The organism is Fictibacillus sp. S7, assembly GCF_004127935.1.
Lineage (GTDB): Bacteria > Bacillota > Bacilli > Bacillales > Fictibacillaceae > Fictibacillus_C > Fictibacillus_C enclensis.
In genome coordinates this window covers 1,683,562-1,697,311 of record NZ_QJKL01000001.1, presented here as the reverse complement: position 1 = coordinate 1,697,311, position 13,750 = coordinate 1,683,562, and the positions used below count along the sequence as shown (strand labels likewise).

The 13,750-nt window shown below is 43.7% G+C and carries 16 protein-coding genes; 11 read left to right on the top strand and 5 right to left on the bottom strand.

Annotated features, from left to right (window positions below; all coding sequences use genetic code 11):
* Nucleotides 1-81 precede the first annotated feature (81 nt).
* Genes DMO16_RS08650 through DMO16_RS08635 form a run of 4 tightly spaced genes read left to right on the top strand, consistent with a single transcriptional unit; the run spans nucleotide 82 to nucleotide 4,291 of the window.
* Entirely contained in the window at nucleotides 82-1,386 is a 1,305-nt protein-coding gene (locus DMO16_RS08650; protein WP_129476791.1) for a Zn-dependent hydrolase, read from the top strand.
* A gap of 27 nt (nucleotides 1,387-1,413) precedes the next feature.
* On the top strand, nucleotides 1,414-2,598 hold the full coding sequence (locus DMO16_RS08645) for an amidohydrolase (protein WP_241840506.1): 1,185 nt from the start codon (nucleotides 1,414-1,416) through the stop codon (nucleotides 2,596-2,598).
* Between the two features lie 20 nt (nucleotides 2,599-2,618).
* The gene (locus DMO16_RS08640) at nucleotides 2,619-2,819 is read left to right on the top strand and encodes a DUF3311 domain-containing protein (protein ID WP_061968401.1); all 201 of its coding nucleotides are present in this window, start codon (nucleotides 2,619-2,621) and stop codon (nucleotides 2,817-2,819) included.
* Nucleotides 2,816-4,291 carry a sodium:solute symporter family protein gene (locus tag DMO16_RS08635; protein WP_061968403.1) on the top strand — a complete coding sequence of 492 codons (1,476 nt, stop codon included), beginning with the start codon at nucleotides 2,816-2,818 and terminating at the stop codon, nucleotides 4,289-4,291. The genes DMO16_RS08640 and DMO16_RS08635 overlap by 4 nt, the downstream gene beginning before the upstream one ends.
* On the opposite strand, the gene DMO16_RS08630 is transcribed toward DMO16_RS08635, so the two are convergent.
* Complete coding sequence (locus DMO16_RS08630; protein WP_129476789.1) at nucleotides 4,286-4,741, bottom strand: SgcJ/EcaC family oxidoreductase; 456 nt, start codon at nucleotides 4,739-4,741, stop codon at nucleotides 4,286-4,288. The genes DMO16_RS08635 and DMO16_RS08630 overlap by 6 nt on opposite strands.
* Before the next feature lie 187 nt (nucleotides 4,742-4,928).
* On the opposite strand from DMO16_RS08630, the gene DMO16_RS25150 reads away from it, so the two are divergent.
* The 3 genes from DMO16_RS25150 to DMO16_RS08620 all read left to right on the top strand — a co-directional run bounded on the left by DMO16_RS25150 (nucleotide 4,929) and on the right by DMO16_RS08620 (nucleotide 6,240).
* Nucleotides 4,929-5,060: a hypothetical protein gene (locus tag DMO16_RS25150; RefSeq protein WP_276203837.1), complete on the top strand. Its 132-nt coding sequence runs from the start codon at nucleotides 4,929-4,931 to the stop codon at nucleotides 5,058-5,060.
* A 305-nt stretch (nucleotides 5,061-5,365) separates the two neighbouring features.
* Nucleotides 5,366-5,701 (top strand): hypothetical protein, encoded by a 336-nt coding sequence (locus DMO16_RS08625; protein ID WP_129476787.1) that lies wholly within the window; start codon nucleotides 5,366-5,368, stop codon nucleotides 5,699-5,701.
* A 128-nt stretch (nucleotides 5,702-5,829) separates the two neighbouring features.
* On the top strand, nucleotides 5,830-6,240 hold the full coding sequence (locus tag DMO16_RS08620) for a hypothetical protein (RefSeq protein ID WP_129476785.1): 411 nt from the start codon (nucleotides 5,830-5,832) through the stop codon (nucleotides 6,238-6,240).
* Nucleotides 6,241-6,286: 46 nt separating this feature from the next.
* Here the strand turns inward: DMO16_RS08620 and DMO16_RS08615 are convergent, their stop codons facing one another.
* A complete protein-coding gene (locus DMO16_RS08615; RefSeq protein WP_129476783.1) occupies nucleotides 6,287-6,715 on the bottom strand; it encodes an acyl-CoA thioesterase in 429 nt (142 codons plus the stop codon).
* A 203-nt stretch (nucleotides 6,716-6,918) separates the two neighbouring features.
* Between DMO16_RS08615 and DMO16_RS08610 the strand changes: the two genes are divergently transcribed.
* The 4 genes from DMO16_RS08610 (at nucleotide 6,919) to DMO16_RS08595 (ending at nucleotide 10,263) form a co-directional block, all read left to right on the top strand.
* Nucleotides 6,919-7,461, top strand: a complete 543-nt coding sequence (locus DMO16_RS08610; protein WP_129476781.1) for a helix-turn-helix domain-containing protein — start codon at nucleotides 6,919-6,921, stop codon at nucleotides 7,459-7,461.
* Between the two features lie 320 nt (nucleotides 7,462-7,781).
* Nucleotides 7,782-8,363: a helix-turn-helix domain-containing protein gene (locus DMO16_RS08605; RefSeq protein WP_129476779.1), complete on the top strand. Its 582-nt coding sequence runs from the start codon at nucleotides 7,782-7,784 to the stop codon at nucleotides 8,361-8,363.
* Entirely contained in the window at nucleotides 8,344-8,757 is a 414-nt protein-coding gene (locus tag DMO16_RS08600) for a MerR family transcriptional regulator (protein WP_129476776.1), read from the top strand. Before DMO16_RS08605 ends, DMO16_RS08600 begins: the two co-directional genes overlap by 20 nt.
* Nucleotides 8,758-8,919: 162 nt before the next feature.
* On the top strand, nucleotides 8,920-10,263 hold the full coding sequence (locus DMO16_RS08595) for a glucoamylase family protein (protein WP_129476773.1): 1,344 nt from the start codon (nucleotides 8,920-8,922) through the stop codon (nucleotides 10,261-10,263).
* 45 nt (nucleotides 10,264-10,308) lie between these two features.
* Here the strand turns inward: DMO16_RS08595 and DMO16_RS08590 are convergent, their stop codons facing one another.
* The 3 genes from DMO16_RS08590 to DMO16_RS08580 all read right to left on the bottom strand — a co-directional run bounded on the left by DMO16_RS08590 (nucleotide 10,309) and on the right by DMO16_RS08580 (nucleotide 13,419).
* The gene (locus DMO16_RS08590; RefSeq protein ID WP_425590024.1) at nucleotides 10,309-11,181 is read right to left on the bottom strand and encodes a carbohydrate ABC transporter permease; all 873 of its coding nucleotides are present in this window, start codon (nucleotides 11,179-11,181) and stop codon (nucleotides 10,309-10,311) included.
* Nucleotides 11,182-11,191: 10 nt separating this feature from the next.
* Nucleotides 11,192-12,076, bottom strand: a complete 885-nt coding sequence (locus tag DMO16_RS08585) for a carbohydrate ABC transporter permease (RefSeq protein WP_129476767.1) — start codon at nucleotides 12,074-12,076, stop codon at nucleotides 11,192-11,194.
* Nucleotides 12,077-12,159: 83 nt separating this feature from the next.
* On the bottom strand, nucleotides 12,160-13,419 hold the full coding sequence (locus DMO16_RS08580) for a sugar ABC transporter substrate-binding protein (protein WP_129476763.1): 1,260 nt from the start codon (nucleotides 13,417-13,419) through the stop codon (nucleotides 12,160-12,162).
* Between the last annotated feature and the right edge of the window lie 331 nt (nucleotides 13,420-13,750).

Genomic DNA, 13,750 nt, shown 5'->3' with positions numbered 1-13,750 from the left:
ATCCTTTTTGTCCTTTTTCTATATATTAATAATTGACTGACTATTCTATACTTTCTAATAACAAATCGAAGGAGTTTTCATATGGCTGTATTACAAAAAGATAAACTCAAAGAACGACTGTTGGAAAACTATTCGGATGAGCTGGATCATTCCGGGGTTTCAGGGGAAAGGATGGCAAGCCGTCTCTCTCTGTTATCAGAAATCGGAGTCACCGCGGACGGCGGATCCTGCAGAATTGGGTTTTCAACAGAAGAACGACAGGCGAAGAAGCTCGTAAAAAGCTGGATGCAGGAAGCTGGCCTGGTGGTCAGAGAGGACGAGGCAGGAAACATCATTGCCGTTTTTGCCGGCATCAATCCAAATGAGCCAGTGGTGCTGTCTGGTTCCCATCTGGACACTGTTCCAAACGGCGGACATTTTGACGGGCCGTTGGGCGTCCTTTGTGCCTTGGAGGTAGCAGAGGCCTGGAAAGAAAGCGGGTACCAGCCGCATCGAACCTATGAAATGATCATCTTTTCGGATGAAGAGGGAGCAAGGTTCAACGGTGGCCTGACAGGCAGCCAAGCCTTTACGGGTGAGCTGGAAATGGAACAGCAGCTCAAGTTGAGAGACGGAGAAGGAAAGCCGTTTGAACAGGTGGTCAGGGAATACGGACTGGCGGCCAACCGTTTTTTAGATGCAAAAAGAGATATTACAGAGATCGCTGCTTTCATAGAGGTCCATATTGAGCAAGGAAAGGTCCTGGAGAATAAAGATGTTCCAGTCGGTGTGGTAACAGGCATCGCTGGTCCAAAGTGGATCAAGTTTTCGTTTAAGGGGTCGGCAGACCATGCAGGCAACACACCCATGTACGACAGAAAGGATGCGCTTGTCGCTTCCAGTTGGTTTGTGTATGAGCTTTCAGGCATCCCGAAAGAGGTAAGTCCTACAGCGGTGGCAACAGCGGGGAAAGTGGAAGTTTTCCCGAACGGCATTAATGTGATTCCGGGCCAGGCAGACGTATATGTCGATATGCGGGATATCAGTGAAGAGTCGGTAGCGACTTTAAGTGAAAGGATTATTCAAAAGGCACATGAGGCAGCACAATTGCATGGCATTGCGGTTGAATACAATGAAACGCTTGATGTGGCTCCGGTCCCTATTCAAATGGAGATGCAGCATTTGCTCCTGCGGGCTGTGGAAGAGATGAAGCTGACGCCAGTGCTTCTCCCCAGTGGAGCGGCACATGACACCATGGTACTCGCAAGGTATGTTCCTGCGGCCATGCTGTTTGTCAGAAGCCAAGGAGGCATCAGTCAACATCCGGATGAGTGGACCACACTGGATGATTGTGTACAAGCGGTACATGTATTAAAAAAGGCAATTGAATCGTTAGTATCCAGATAGAAAATCAAGAAAAGTGGAGTGATCAGCATGGAAGTACAGACAAAATCAATGGATCTTTTGGTGGATGAAGTAAGAGAAAGCGTAGTGAATTGGAGAAGGCACTTGCACGAGCATCCCGAGCTTTCGTTTGAAGAAGTGAATACCTCGAATTTTGTGTACGATGTACTGAAGTCATTTGGCACCATTGAACTGTCGCGTCCGACAAAAACGAGCGTGGTTGGCAGAATTATCGGTTCGAGGCCAGGAAAAGTGCTGGCCATACGGGCGGACATGGACGCCCTTCCTATTCACGAAGAAGTAGAATCCGAGTTTTCTTCCGTTAATGCGGGAGTGATGCATGCCTGCGGACACGATGGACACACAGCCATGCTGCTTGGAGCAGCCTCTGTATTTTCTGAATTAAAAAATGAGATTCAAGGAGAGATTCGCTTTCTCTTTCAGCATGGGGAAGAATTATTCCCTGGAGGGGCAGAGGAAATGGTAGCAGCGGGAGTGATGGATGGTGTTGATACCGTGATTGGAGCGCATCTTTGGGCACCGCTGGAAATCGGCAAAATCGGAATTGTGTACGGAGCGATGATGGCTGCCCCGGATACCTTCACGATTACGGTTAAAGGAAAAGGTGGCCACGCTGCGCTGCCTCATCAGACCGTGGACAGCATTGCGGTTGCTTCTCAAGTCGTGACGAACCTCCAGCACATTGTTTCAAGAAATACGGATCCGCTTGATCAGCTCGTGCTTTCTGTCACAAAATTTATCGGAGGTACAACCCATAACGTGATCCCGGGCAGCGTTGATATCATGGGAACGGTCCGAAGCTTTGATGCCTCACTTCGGGAATCCGTGCCAGCTACCATGGAACGGGTGATCAAAGGCATAACAGAAGCTCACGGAGCAGGATACGAGTTTGGTTATGAGTTTGGATATCGTCCTGTCATCAACGATGAACAGGTGACAGCTGTTATGGAAGAAACGGTACAAGAGCTTTATGGAGAGGAAGCCGTTGACCGTATGAAACCGAATATGGGCGGAGAGGATTTCTCTGCGTTTCAACAAAAAGCAGCAGGCGCTTTTATTTATATCGGAGCAGGCAATGAGGAAAAAGAAGCGGTATATCCTCATCATCATGCGAAATTTTCCATTGACGAAGATGCACTGGAAAAAGGGGTGCGGATCTTTGCCCACGCAGCAGTTAAGCTGCTGAATTCATAAGAGAAGAAGGAGAGATTGTCATGAGTTTAATCAAATGGCTGGCGCTCATTCCGTTTATCGGGTTGCTCGGCGGTACATATTTTGCCAATAAAGTTACACCGTATATTTTTGGAATGCCTTTTTTACTTGGTTATTGCGTGATATGGGTAGTGATTACAACCGTTATCATGGTGATCATCTATAAGTTGGATCCAAGGAATAAGGAGGGGGATGTACAATGAATGCAGCATTGATTATAATCTTTGCCGTGATGATCATGTCCATTTTTCTCGGAATCCGGGCAAAGAAAGGAAAGGATATGGACCTGGAGCAATGGTCTGTCGGCGGCAGGGGATTTGGAACCATCTTTGTGTTCCTTTTGATGGCAGGTGAAATTTATACGACCTTCACGTTTTTGGGCGGAAGCGGATGGGCTTATGGAAAAGGCGGTCCAACCTATTATATTATCGGGTACGGGTGTCTGGCCTATATTATGTCCTATTTCCTTCTGCCGAAAATCTGGAAGTACGCCAAAGAGAATCGATTATTATCGCAATCTGACTTTTTTGTGAGCAAGTACAAGAGCCCTTATTTGGGTATACTCGTTTCACTTGTTGGCGTTGTAGCCATGATTCCTTATTTTGTTCTTCAATTGAAAGGGCTTGGCATCATCGTTTCAGAATCTTCCTACGGGACGATTTCACCTACAGTCGCGATCTGGATCGGCCTGGCGGTAGTGACCATTTATGTTATGGTTTCAGGAATTCACGGATCGGCCTGGACAGCCGTTGCCAAGGATATTCTCATTCTGGTCGTTGTGCTATTCTTGGGAATTTATCTGCCAATACACTATTATGGCGGCATTCAGCCAATGTTTGAGGCGGTAGAAGCGGCCAAGCCGGGATTCCTGGCACTTCCGGACAGCGGTATGAGTCCATCCTGGTTTGTGACAACTGTCCTTCTGACCGCGCTCGGATTTTACATGTGGCCGCATACCTTTGGCTCCATTTATTCAGCACAAAACGAAAAAGTGTTCAGAAAAAACGCGATTTTTATGCCGATTTACCAACTTGTACTGCTGTTTGTCTTCTTTGTTGGATTTGCAGCCATATTGCAGGTGAAAGGATTGACAGGGGCGGATGCAGACCTTGCTCTGCTCAGACTGTCCATTCAAACGTTCGATCCCTGGGTAATTGGTGTGATCGGAGCGGCGGGAATTTTAACCGCGCTTGTTCCTGGGTCCATGATCCTAATGGCCGCTTCTACCATTCTGGCCAAGAATGTGTACAAAGTGATAAAACCGGATCTTTCCGATGCGCAAGTTACACGTACAGCACGCTATCTTGTTCCGGTTGTTGCCCTTATCGCCGTTTTCTTTACCTTTAAAGGTGGCAACACGCTTGTTGCTCTTCTGTTGATGGGATACAGTCTTGTTACTCAGCTTTTCCCAACCCTTGTGTTCAGCTTGATGAAAAATAATTTTGTGACCAAAGCCGGTGCCTTTGCCGGTATTGGTACGGGTGTGGCAACAGTGACATATATCACCATTACGGGTAAAACAGTGGGTTCCATTTTTCCTTTTCTGCCACAGGCCATTCAGGACTTTAATGTAGGAATCATTGCCATGATCGTGAACTTGATTGTCTTGTTTGTCGTATCGGCAGTTACAAAATCCACTGCAGTGGTGAATACAAAAACAGAAAAAGCATTATAGGATGGAAGGAGAATGACGTAATTCCTCGGTCATTTGTTCGACAAGATCTGGACGGCCATGGAATTGGGCAGGCGTATTTTGAAAAAGCTGGATCTTCCAGGTGTTATCCTTTTTTACAGCAATAAGGGTTTGATGGGCGTTGAGCGCAGGATTCAACGCCTTTTCCCCGTGAGGGACCATACCTGCTATGGCACGTAAAAGAGCGCTGTTTTCGCTTAACAGTTTAATCGCCTTTACCTTGCAGGTAAACGGAGGAGTGGGGTGATCGTTGAATATCGGTGACAGGTGAGTGCGGATGTCTTCCCGGCCAATGATCTGGCTGCCGTCAAATCCAATCATTTCCCCGTCTTTTAAAAATTGTGCGGCCATTTCAACAGCATCTCGATTGTTCCAGGAACTAATCAGTGTTCGATAAAGCTTTTTGATATCTTGCAGGTTTGAAGAATTCATGAATCTACCTCCTTCTTTTCTACCTCTAGCTTGCCCTTCCCTAAGGGGTATCGTCAAGAGCCTGCGTAAAAAAATGGACAGCCCATTTCTATTAAAAAGGGTGTCTGTACAAGATGATCCTGATAGAATCGCATAAGATGTGGTATAAGGGTCCTCCCTTATTATCCTTGTAAGAGGAGGTGAGGGAATGTCTATCAATCTTGTATCCATCGTTCTTGCATTACTCCTTTTGCTTGCGTTGTTAGTGGCTGTGCTCTTGGGAACTCCTGAACAGCAAGCAATTATCCGGGATGCATTAACAGCAATTCTTGGTGCTTAAATGTAACCATAGAATGATGGTTGTACCCCTTATATGAATCTTCGGAGACCTGTTCTCAGAAGATTTTTTGTTTTGATTTCTTTAATGCTTGTGATTGGAAAATCAACGGATAAAACGATAAAATAGGTTTCTACACGAAATGATGGTTATCGTTTTGTTTCCCCAATAACTCCTGATTCTGATGCGGTTTTTGATCGGAATCGTACGAAATAATACGAAAAGAATTTAAAGGAGTAAGGGAGCAAAACGTCAAACCTATCATGTGTAGTTGCCAATTAAAAAAATTTGGTGCAGGAGGGATCAGCATGAAACGCATTGTAACATACGAGCCCAATAAGCCCGACGCAACAGATATTGCAGATATTATTAGAGATGCAGCGGAATACACGAACGAGGATTCATACAGAACGGACTTGCTTTCAGTAAATCATATTAAAATCCTGCTGCATGTGATTGAACTGCTGCAAGAGGAGAAGCAGGAGCAGGTTCATTACGCAGATCGGCATTTAAGAAAATGGAATGAACAATGGGAAGAAGGGGACCTTCGCTTCGTCCCTGAGGTGCTTACTATGCTCAATAGCCTGGTAGAAAATCCATCTCCGCTTTTGGAGCGGGTGGGCAGCTTGGCCTCCCATGAATAAAACGTTTAAAAGCAGCATTCTGTAATTCCGGAATGCTGCTTTATTATGCCGTAACATCCTCCGCCTGTTTTGCATAGGCTGTAAAGCAATAGCCCAATTCATATGGGGAACAGAAGGAGCGGATCGGCATGGCAGAGGAAAAGAACCAACCCACTCATCAGGAAGATGAGGCAATGGATGAAAGGAATGAAGCGCTCGACATAAACGGGATCATGAATCTTGCCGGAAGCGTATTGAATAATAAAAAAGACGACGAGGTGCTCGATCTCGGGGGCATGATGATGATGGCGGCAACCCTTCTCAAAGATGAGAATCTTCTCGGAAATCTTGGTTTTGCTCAACAAACCGAATTGTTGGGGGAAGATCAGCCAGACAGCGAAATGGAATGGCTTTCCCGGCAGCTGCATGATTTAAACCTTCAGAATGCGGAATTAAAGGGAGAGCTGGTGGCGATTAAAGAGCAAATTTCTGAAACAAAAGAAGCGATTTCCCGGTTGGTTGAAGCATCTCAAAAGAAACGCTGGTGGCAATTAGGATGAATCGTATGATTGAAAGAAGGAAGGCCAAATCTCAGGTCTTCCTTCTTTATTGTTTTTTAATCTCCTCATATTTTTGAAACCACTCAGGAAAAGCTTTGTTAAACGGCACAGGCCGGAAGTTTGTTCCATTTACTACAATATGAGTCGTTGTTCCGGTTGCACAAAGGTGTTCCCAGTCATCATTTCTTTTTACAATTTCAAAACCATAGACTGTTTTTGATCGTTTGTTTTCTTCCACCCATGTTTTCACAAACACCTGATCACCAAAGCGAATTGGTTTTTTATAGGTAATTTCAAGGTTGTATACCGGAGCATAGTAGCCTTGTTTCTCCATCTCAAGATAATCAAAGCCGGCATCAGCGATTAGTGCGGATCGGCCTAGCTCCAAAAATTTAACATAGTTCCCATGGTAAATGACACCCATCATGTCGGTATCTGCATAAGTCAGTTGAATCGGTGCAGTTGATATGTACATACTACAGTCTTTCCTTTCTCTGTGAGTAGACGTCTTCTTTATTGTACTTTCTTGACCAAAAAAGAGGGAGCAAATATACTTGTATAGGATTTTCTAACAGGTCTTTTGGCAGAGGAAGTCCATGTTGTGGCATTTAGCCACAGATAATCGTTGTGTTGTCAGTTATTATTAATATAACTCTAAAAAAATAGACGGTGAAATATATGCGGCATTGGTTAGGAAAACTAAGAAAAGATAAAGGACTCACACAGGCATATGTAGCGAGGGAGGCGTTTATTGACAGAAGCTACTATGCCCAAATAGAAAGCGGGAAACGAGATCCAAGTTATGAAGTATCGGCGAAAATCTCAAATGTGCTTGGATTCCATCCTGCCGTTTTTTATTCTGATAGTATAAGCGAGCCATTTAACAGTGCATTGGATAATTCTCCGGTAATTGTTGCTCAATGTGACCTGAATTTACGCTATACGTGGCTGTTTAACTCACATAGTGATTTCAGCAATGAAGAAGCGATCGGCAAACGTGATGATGAACTTGCAGTCAACAAGGGAACGGCAGATTTAATGGAATTAAAGCAACAGGTCATCTCAACAAAGCGATCAGCCAGAAAGATTATAACCTTTCCCTTATCAAATGGCCAAATCTCCTACGATGTTTATTGTAAGCCATTACTAGGGGAAGATGGAAGTGTAATCGGCGCTGCTACCATTTCAACAGAACTGAGCGGGTATTATACAGAGAAATAATCCTTTGAAGAACCTCTACAGGTTCTTTTTTTAAAATTTTTAACAAATCTGTTGTAAAACCGTTGTTTAAGGAAAAAATACCTACTGTGGCTAAACGCCACATCAATTTTTAAGGGTTTTATACATACGTTGAAGAAATATAAAGATAAGAAAAACAAGCAGACACCTATACTATTAAACCTTTATTAAGGCTAGATTTAGATATTACATGTTATTAACTAATTTTCTAGTAAAAAATATCTAATAGTGGCTAAAAGCCACGTCAAGTGTGTAGAGGTTTTGCGTAAGATAGAATTAATACAAGATTAGATGGTGAGCAAATGAGAAAATGGTTAGTGAATTTGCGGAAAGAAAAGAACATGACACAGGCACAGGTGGCCGCAGCGGCTTTTATTGACAGAGGGTATTATGCTCAGATCGAAACGATGAAACGACACCCGAGCCCCGAGGTTGCGCTTAAAATTTCCAAGGTACTGGGCTTCAATCCTGCAAATTTTTATTCCGAACACTTTAGTGAGCCCTTTAATATCACATTGGAAGATTCACCGGTAACAGTGGCTCAGTGCGATCTGGATTTACGGTATACGTGGATTTTTAATCCGCCGCCTGATTTTGCGCCATTTTCTGCAATTGGAAAACGTGACGATGAATTGGGTTACTATCCCGGCTCCATGGAATTTATGGAATTAAAACGACAGGTGATCCAAACAAAGGCTCCTTTGAGAAAGACCATTCCCTATTCGTTATCAGACGGGCTTCATACGTATGATATATTCGGCAAGCCTTTGTTTGATTCAAAAGGGAACATTGTAGGGGCAGCCATGATTTGTACCGATCTGACCCAAATCTTAAAAGATAATGACAGAGATAGGGGAGAGGCAAATGAGAAGGTTGAAAATTGATGAAGTGGCTCAGTTGACAGGTCTTACAAAACGAACCATCCGTTATTATGAAGAGATTGGCCTGTTTCGGACACCTGAGCGAAGCCATGGGAAAATACGGCTGTATACCGAAGATGATGTGAAACATATCAAACGGGTAATGGATGCAAAAGAAATCCTCGGTTTTTCCCTTCAGGAACTTCAGCAGTTTTTATCTTTAAAGGAGCGGGTCACTTCTCATAAATTTCATTATCAGAAGGCTTCAGAACAGGAGGATAAAGAACAGGATCTGGCTGCAATGGCTGCAGGCCTGACAGAGCAAGCATCCATGCTGGAAGAGAAAATGAAAAAAATGCTTGCTTTTCATCAAGAACTGACGGAGCTTATTCAGAAAGTTGACCGACTTTCTTCATAAATGACGAATCAGAAGAATCCGGCGTGAGCCGGATTCTTTTTCGTTATCGGGAAAAAATCTAAGATCGAAAAATGGAACAGAAGGCGGATGTACGGTAAGGGTATCTTCTGTTAAAATTGTGGTGAAACGTTTCGATGAAATCAATTTTGCAAAGGAGATCCCATGAAAAAAATTGCCTTCAATACTCTTGCCGTAATATTTGCTCTGTTTTCTGCTCTGCCTGTTGGTGATGTTCATGCCTCGGAACAAAGTAAGTCTTCTTTTCTGAAAGAATTGAAAGCGATTGCAAATGATACCTACAGCTTCTTTGAAGAGTATACCGATTCCGCAACGGGACTGACGAGCGATATTGTCCGATTAAATGATGGAAAAGTGGAAGAAGCAAAGCATACATCGCCAACCAATATTTCCATGTACATGCTCAGTACCATTTCGGCAGAAAAAATGCACATGATTTCAAGGAAGGAAGCGGTTCTGCGCCTAAAGACCACACTCCACACCCTTGACCGGCTGAAAAAATGGAATGGCCTGTTCTATAATTGGTACAACACGGATGGAACCTTGAAAACCGATTGGGGCCAATTTATTTCACAAGTGGATAACAGTTGGCTGACCGCCGGGCTTATTACTACCGGACAGGCTTATAAAGAGCTTTATCCTCAAACAAGCAGGCTTGTGAAAAAAATGGATTATTCGACTCTCTATGATCCTGAGGTCGGACAGTTCAGGGGAGGATATGATGTAGTGACCGGAAAGTTAACGGATCACCACTACGGAATGTTTTACACAGAACCACGGCTGGGAAGCTATATCGCTATTGGCAAGGGAGATGTGCCGAGTGACCATTGGTGGAAAATGTTCCGCACACTTCCTAAGGAATGGGACTGGCAATCACAAATTCCTGAGGGGCCGACTGTCCAATATGATGGGGTTCCTGTATATGAGGGCCATTATGAATACAAGGGAATAAAATATGTACCAAGCTGGGGCGGCAGCATGTTTGAAGGCCTGATGCCCGGACTGGTACTAAATGAAAAAAAATACAGCAAAAACGCACTTGGCTTGAACAATGCACGACATGTACAGCTTCAACTTGCATTTGCCAAAGAAAAAGGATACCCGGTTTGGGGGTTTTCGCCATCGGCCACTCCGGATGGCTATAGTGAGTTTGCGGCAACACCGCTTGGTACATCAGGATATAAGGATGATGGCACAGTGACGGCTCACGCGTCCTTTTTAGCACTTGATTATGCTCCTGATGCAGTAGAGAAAAATATACATGAACTTCGGAAAATGAGGGCATATGGCAAGCATGGCTTCTTTGATTCATTAAACGTGAAGAGCGGGGAAGTCGCTAAAGCGTATTTGGCGCTTGATCAGGGGATGATCATGGTTTCCATTGCCAACCATGTCAAACACGATGTGATCCGTAATTATTTTCATAGCGACCCGATCGCCAGGAAACCAGTTGATCTGCTCAAAAGAGAAGTCTTTTCCATAAAGTAATAACGATTAAAGCGCAAACCACGTAAGGTTTGCGCTTTTTTAACTTTATTTCATTCCCGAGATGGTGTAGCCCTCGATAATGTGCTTTTGGAACAGCATGAAAATGATAACGATAGGAACGACCATAAACGTTGAACCTGCCATCTGAAGGGCGAAGTTTCCGCCATACTGTCCTTTGAGCAAGGAGAGCCCGACAGACAGGGTATACAGGTTTTCGTCGTTTGCAATGATCAATGGCCATAAAAAGCTGTTCCAGCCAGCAATGAAGGTAAGAATGCCCTGAACCGCCAAAATCGGTTTGGAAATCGGAAGAATGATTTGAAGAAACAGCCTGAATTCACTTGCTCCATCAAGCCTCGCTGCTTCGAGAAGCTCATCAGGGATGGTCGACATGAACTGGCGGAACAAGAAGATGCTGAACGCTCCAACCAAACCGGGAAGTACAATCCCTGCCATAGTGTTGGTCAGGTGAAGCTGGTTTAAGATCAAATAAACAGGAATCATGGTCACCTGTCCAGGGATCATCATCGTGGCCAAAACAAGATAAAATAATTTTTCTCTGCCCTTAAATTTATATTTGGCAAAGGCGTAACCGGCCATGGCATTTAAAAACAAGCCGACGAAGGAACAAAGCACCACGATAATGGTGTTGCGCAGGTAAATGGTAAAATTCATGTTTTCGAACAGGTTAACAAAGTTCTCTAGCGTAAATTCCTTTGGCAGGAAGGTTGGAGGAATCTGCATGACTTCCATTTCTGGTTTAAAAGCGGAAAGGATCATCCAGATAAAAGGGATCGAAATAAGAAATCCACCGAGGGCGAGAATAATTCCGGTAACCCATTGCTGTACCTTATTTGCTCTGCGTGCTTTTGCTGATGATTTCCTTTGCGGGCTTGCCTTTACAGAATTAAGCTTCATGGTTTCCATATTAATAGTCCACCTCTTTTTTCTGCAATCGGAATTGAAGCAGCGTTATGACGATAATGGCGATAAACAGGACGAACGATCCTGCTGAAGCATATCCGAAATTGCTGAGCTGAAAGCCGTTTCGATAGATGAATAAAGCGACGGATGTGGTGCTGTCCAACGGACCGCCCTTGGTCATAACAAGGGGTTCCTCGAAGAATTGAAGCCAACCGATCATCGTCGTGATGGAAACGAAAAAGATGGCATAGCGCAGGAGTGGAATCGTAATTTTCGTCAGCTGTTTCCAGTTGGTTGCCCCATCCAGCTGTGCGGCTTCATAATAGGTTTTCGGGATGCCTTGCAGAGCGGCCAAAAAGATAATCATGTTCACTCCGATGCCTCTCCAAACGGCGAGTGCGATTAATGAAACCTTGGACATGGTCGGATCGGTCAGCCATGGAATGGAAGGCAGGTGAAGAAAATTCAGCACGTAATTAAACAAACCAAGCTGTGGATTGTAAAGATAGCTCCAGACCACGGCCACAGCCACGACGTTTGTAATGGAAGGCATATAAAAGATGACACGAAAGGCTCTGAAGATCCGCGCCTTACCGAAATTAATCAAAAGCGCGATAGCCAATGAACAAATGATGACCAAAGGGACGCCAATAATGACATAAAACAGGGTATTAAACAGGGATTTCATGAAAATAGGATCTTTAAAAACCTCGAGGTAATTTTCAAGGCCGACAAAGCGAATGCTTGACCAGTCCCCAAGGCTTTCAAGGCTGATATCGGTAAAACTGATGACAAGAGCCACCACAATGGGGAATAGAGAAAACAAACCTAAAAGAAGCAGGGCCGGTGCAATGAAAAAATATGGTGTTTTTGTATTCAGAGCTTTCATTATGAGCTCCTTTCTTTACAAGGTTTCTATGATAGTAAAGGGATAACTAGCAGAAGCTTCTGCTAGTTATCTTGTTTGAGAGTTTATTTATTTAGTATTTCTTCTGACTTTTTGTTAAAGGCGTCCATTTCCTTTTTGGCGGTTGTTTTGCCTCGATAGATTTTTTCAAAAGAGCTCAAGTAAGCCTGAGCGATTGGCTCCCATTGCTTGATAACAGGCATTGGCTTTGAATCCCTCATCTGTTCACCAAATGTTGTATAGAATTTATCTTCAATCAATGACTTGTCTTCCCAGGCTTTTTTCGCAGCAGGCAGGGAATTCGTCATCTTCATCCACTTAAGCTGGGTTTCTGGTTTGCTCATGAATGAAAGGAATTTCAGTGATGCATCCTTTTGCTTCGTATACTTGAAGACAGACAGGTTGGATCCTCCGAGTGATGACAGGTTATTTTCTTTTTTAGGGAGAACGGCAGTGGCCCATTTTCCTTTAAGATCAGGCGCCTGGTCATTAATCAGCTTTACCATCCACGGTCCGCTGATGAACATTGGCAATATTCCATCGCCCCGGAAGCCTTGCACGATATCAAGACCAGAATCTTTTGGTGCCGAACCGTTTTTAAAGAAACTGTTTAAATAGTCCACTGCTTCTACAAATTTCGGATCATTAAAATGCGGCTTACCCTGACTGTCCAATAATTCAGCTCCGTTTTGGCGGGCAAACATGAAGCCTAAGCTTTGTTCCTTCGTGTCGAGGCTGATACCATACTTATTATCTCCACGTTCCGCCAGTTTTTTCGCAGCTGCACTAAGTTCTTCCCACGTCTTTGGAGCCTCATTAAAACCGGCCTTCTTTAACAGGTCAGTACGGTAAAATAGAACACGTGTATCTATGTACCAGGGAACGCCAACTGTTTCATTTTTGTATTTTGTTGTTTCCACAGAACCATCATAGTAGTTTGCCGGGTCAAGCTCAGGATACTTTTTCACATACGGTTTTAAGTCCAACAGTGCATTGGCTGAACCAAACTCTGGAATCCATGTGGTTCCCATTTGCACAACATCCGGTCCTTTTTTCGCTGCAACTGCTGTCAAAAGCTTATCATGGGCAGTTTCCCAAGGAATCGCCTGAACCTTTACATCGATCTTGGGATTTTCCTTTTCAAATGCTACGGCTATCTTCGGCAAGGACTTGGCTTCTTCACCCATTCCCCATACATTAATGACGGTTTTGCCGTTGCTGGATGAACCGGACGAACAGCCTGTAAGTGTTCCGGTCAGTAACAGGGTGCCGGTCAATGAACCAACAATCAGCTTTTTATTTAGTTTCGGTAACCAGTTTTTCATATTTTTGTTCCCCCTATATGGTTGTTTTTTACATAAAGCTCATAAATGACTTTTTGAAAAAATTAACAAAAGAGTGAAACGTTTCTATAAACGGTAAAAAAATATATTCACTTTTTTGAGCTAAATTATTGAAACGTTTCGACAGGGCTATTATAATCCAATGTGTAATCGTTTACAACAACAAATTTTATTTTTCGATTTAAAGAAAATAAAAATTCAAATTATTTAGTTTTGGCTATGCCTTATAGGGCAAGGGATTGAGCGATTCCATATGGTGAAACGTTTCAATTGGGTTATTGACGCTGATTCTCAACAACCGCTATAATCCACT

Excerpts from the sequence above, each read along its gene's own strand:
- DMO16_RS08625 (WP_129476787.1), top strand. The coding sequence starts at position 5,366 with ATGAAACGCATTGTAACATACGAGCCCAATAAGCCCGACGCAACAGAT.
- DMO16_RS08590 (WP_425590024.1), bottom strand. The coding sequence starts at position 11,181 with ATGAAGCTTAATTCTGTAAAGGCAAGCCCGCAAAGGAAATCATCAGCA.
- DMO16_RS08605 (WP_129476779.1), top strand. The coding sequence starts at position 7,782 with ATGAGAAAATGGTTAGTGAATTTGCGGAAAGAAAAGAACATGACACAG.
- DMO16_RS08645 (WP_241840506.1), top strand. The coding sequence starts at position 1,414 with ATGGAAGTACAGACAAAATCAATGGATCTTTTGGTGGATGAAGTAAGA.
- DMO16_RS08615 (WP_129476783.1), bottom strand. The coding sequence starts at position 6,715 with ATGTACATATCAACTGCACCGATTCAACTGACTTATGCAGATACCGAC.
- DMO16_RS08650 (WP_129476791.1), top strand. The coding sequence starts at position 82 with ATGGCTGTATTACAAAAAGATAAACTCAAAGAACGACTGTTGGAAAAC.
- DMO16_RS08640 (WP_061968401.1), top strand. The coding sequence starts at position 2,619 with ATGAGTTTAATCAAATGGCTGGCGCTCATTCCGTTTATCGGGTTGCTC.
- DMO16_RS08585 (WP_129476767.1), bottom strand. The coding sequence starts at position 12,076 with ATGAAAGCTCTGAATACAAAAACACCATATTTTTTCATTGCACCGGCC.
- DMO16_RS08620 (WP_129476785.1), top strand. The coding sequence starts at position 5,830 with ATGGCAGAGGAAAAGAACCAACCCACTCATCAGGAAGATGAGGCAATG.
- DMO16_RS08600 (WP_129476776.1), top strand. The coding sequence starts at position 8,344 with ATGAGAAGGTTGAAAATTGATGAAGTGGCTCAGTTGACAGGTCTTACA.
- DMO16_RS08630 (WP_129476789.1), bottom strand. The coding sequence starts at position 4,741 with ATGAATTCTTCAAACCTGCAAGATATCAAAAAGCTTTATCGAACACTG.
- DMO16_RS25150 (WP_276203837.1), top strand. The coding sequence starts at position 4,929 with ATGTCTATCAATCTTGTATCCATCGTTCTTGCATTACTCCTTTTGCTT.
- DMO16_RS08595 (WP_129476773.1), top strand. The coding sequence starts at position 8,920 with ATGAAAAAAATTGCCTTCAATACTCTTGCCGTAATATTTGCTCTGTTT.
- DMO16_RS08580 (WP_129476763.1), bottom strand. The coding sequence starts at position 13,419 with ATGAAAAACTGGTTACCGAAACTAAATAAAAAGCTGATTGTTGGTTCA.
- DMO16_RS08610 (WP_129476781.1), top strand. The coding sequence starts at position 6,919 with ATGCGGCATTGGTTAGGAAAACTAAGAAAAGATAAAGGACTCACACAG.
- DMO16_RS08635 (WP_061968403.1), top strand. The coding sequence starts at position 2,816 with ATGAATGCAGCATTGATTATAATCTTTGCCGTGATGATCATGTCCATT.